The 2,275-nt window shown below is 40.7% G+C and carries 3 protein-coding genes; all 3 read right to left on the bottom strand.

Features of this window, described 5'->3' with window-relative positions; translation table 11 throughout:
- Positions 1 to 569: ferredoxin (locus tag H6S82_RS29830; protein WP_191057223.1), on the bottom strand; the 569-nt coding region annotated here is incomplete at its 3' end.
- A 110-nt stretch (positions 570 to 679) separates the two neighbouring features.
- Positions 680 to 1,723 carry an adenosine deaminase family protein gene (locus tag H6S82_RS29825; protein ID WP_191057222.1) on the bottom strand — a complete coding sequence of 348 codons (1,044 nt, stop codon included), beginning with the start codon at positions 1,721 to 1,723 and terminating at the stop codon, positions 680 to 682.
- A gap of 9 nt (positions 1,724 to 1,732) precedes the next feature.
- The coding region (locus H6S82_RS29820; RefSeq protein WP_191057221.1) for a hypothetical protein at positions 1,733 to 2,275 on the bottom strand (543 nt) is incomplete at its 5' end.

The following is a 2,275-nucleotide window of genomic DNA, read 5'->3' as shown; positions in this document are numbered from 1 at the left end:
TTATACGGTTCCGAACTGGATAATTTGATTTCTACATCGCGAGTACCGGAATTAATTTCGTCCTGATGGAGGATGCGATCGCACTCAAAATGCTCTCTATATTTTTGATGATCCGCCACATCATCTCTGTGTGTGAGATACATATAACGAATCCCACCCATTTCCTCCAGTCGTTTAACTAATGGCGGTGTAAAGCGGGGAGAATCAACTAAGATATTGCCTTCGAGTCTAACAATCAAATAACTCGCAGCCGCGTAGGAATCCTCCGAGTGATAGCCGCAATGGTAAACATTTTCATCTACCAAAATAGGGAAAGTTTCCTGCGCCTCTTTTATATCTTTTGGTGTTTCAACTGTGCCGATCGAAGCCGTAGGACAAGAAAGCAACGCTTGGAGCGATCGCAACCTTTCTTCCTCATTTGCAGGTTGATGATACACTGCTGATTGTTCCCCCACACTAGCGAAGACTTCGGGAGCCATCCAGCGACAAGTATCGCAATCAATACAACTACTATCTACGTAAAAATCGCCACTCACATTTTCCGGGCGACGCTGATTAAGATGCGCCATAATTAAATCCGATCTTAATTTTTCAATAGCGGGCTGGTTATAATACAACAATAGCAAATCAATTTCATAAATTTAGTCGCGAGCGATCGCCAATGATTGTTTTATGCGATTTACTTAGTTGCCAAATTTACAAGCCATTCATCTAATTCTGTCAAAAAAGCCGATCGCGTTTCTTCTTCTACAATTGCTCCTTCAAAAGCATTGCGCGTCCATCGGCCTAAATCTGCAACAGTAACACCTCGTTCGCACATTAGGCGCACCATTTCTTCTGTTAAATTTAAGCCAAACCAAGTAGGATCGTCTGAGTTGACGGTAACAGCCACTCCGGCTGCATCTAATGCTAAAATAGGATGGTCTTGATAGGATGAAACATTTGCGAGACGTTCGTTAGAAGTGGGGCACATTTCCACTAGGATTTGGCGATCGCGCAACAATTTCACAACATCCGGATCTTGAATTGCAGAAGTTCCGTGACCGATTTGTTTAACCCCCAATCCTTCCACAGCAGCGCGAATTGTTTCAGGGCCAGTCATTTCCCCAGCGTGGACTTTGACTTTTTTTCCTGTGGCAAAAACTGGCGCAAATGCTTCTTTAAATATATCGGCAGGCCAACCGAATTCCGAACCGTGAAGATCGAATCCAGAGATAATTTTTTCGGAAATAACTTTTTGTACCCAATAGCTAGCACTTTCAGCACCTTCATTGCGATTGAGACCAGCAAACATTCTGATAATTGTACCGTGCGATCGCGCTCTTTCTACCTCTTCTTCCAAAAGTGCTAAAACGCGATCGAGAGAAGCGCCAACTCGCTCAACTAAAGGAACGTAAAAATCTAACTCTACATAACGAATGTTTTGTTCGATAAAAGCATCAAATACATCGCGAATTAACTCATTATAACCCGAAGGCGTCTGTAACCAAGGATGAATATAATCGCGAAACAATAAGCGAAATTCTTCAAAGTTAGCAAATCGGAAACTTTGTTCGTACCAAAAAGGAGACTCAGGTAGAACAATTCCTTTGTGCCGATGCCATACTTCTCGAACTTTTTGCCAGCGGGGTGCGCCTTCCAAGTGTATGTGCAGTTCAGCTTTTGGCATAGAGGAAATATCGGCAATGTTAGTTATTTCCTCTGGTTTGGTTACTTCTAACATGGTTTGATTCTATTTACCTCCCAAATAGTACGCTCTTGCAACAGGCAACAAAAATAGCAGTATTAAACCAAGAATAAAAGCCCAAAAGCTGAGGTTATAACCACCAAAATTATATGCGCTAAGACATATCAATAATACGCCAGATACAGAGGCAGGGAAACTAAAGCTATCGCCAGCCTCTTGGATATGTCTTCCCTGCTTAATAATTAACTCTTGTAAAAAATCTGAATAGCGAATCAACACAGGTACGCTAAAGGCTAGGAATAACGCAAGTGATGCAAAAAAACCAGGCTTATAAGCTTTCAATATTCCTGTTTCTGCCAAAAATATAAATATCCACAGCCCTATCCCTGTTAAAAGAGATTGCCAAATCACTATATACCAAGGAGTTTCTTTTTGCTTCGCGTTGTAAATATTAATAAATAAAAACATCGAAAATGCTATTGTAAATGGAAATAAATCAGGTTTGTACTCGATAAGCTTATCTATCAAATTGAAAAAATCTATATCCTTGAGCCATAAAAGACTCCATATTAAAATACCTATAACACT

This window comes from Planktothrix sp. FACHB-1355 (assembly GCF_014748295.1).
Classification (GTDB): Bacteria; Cyanobacteriota; Cyanobacteriia; order Cyanobacteriales; family Aerosakkonemataceae; genus Aerosakkonema; species Aerosakkonema funiforme_A.
Note: the sequence above shows the minus strand (reverse complement) of the source record. Positions and strands in the feature narration are given on the sequence as shown.

Coding starts and splice junctions, on each gene's coding strand:
- H6S82_RS29825 (WP_191057222.1), bottom strand. CDS start 1,723: ATGTTAGAAGTAACCAAACCAGAGGAAATAACTAACATTGCCGATATT.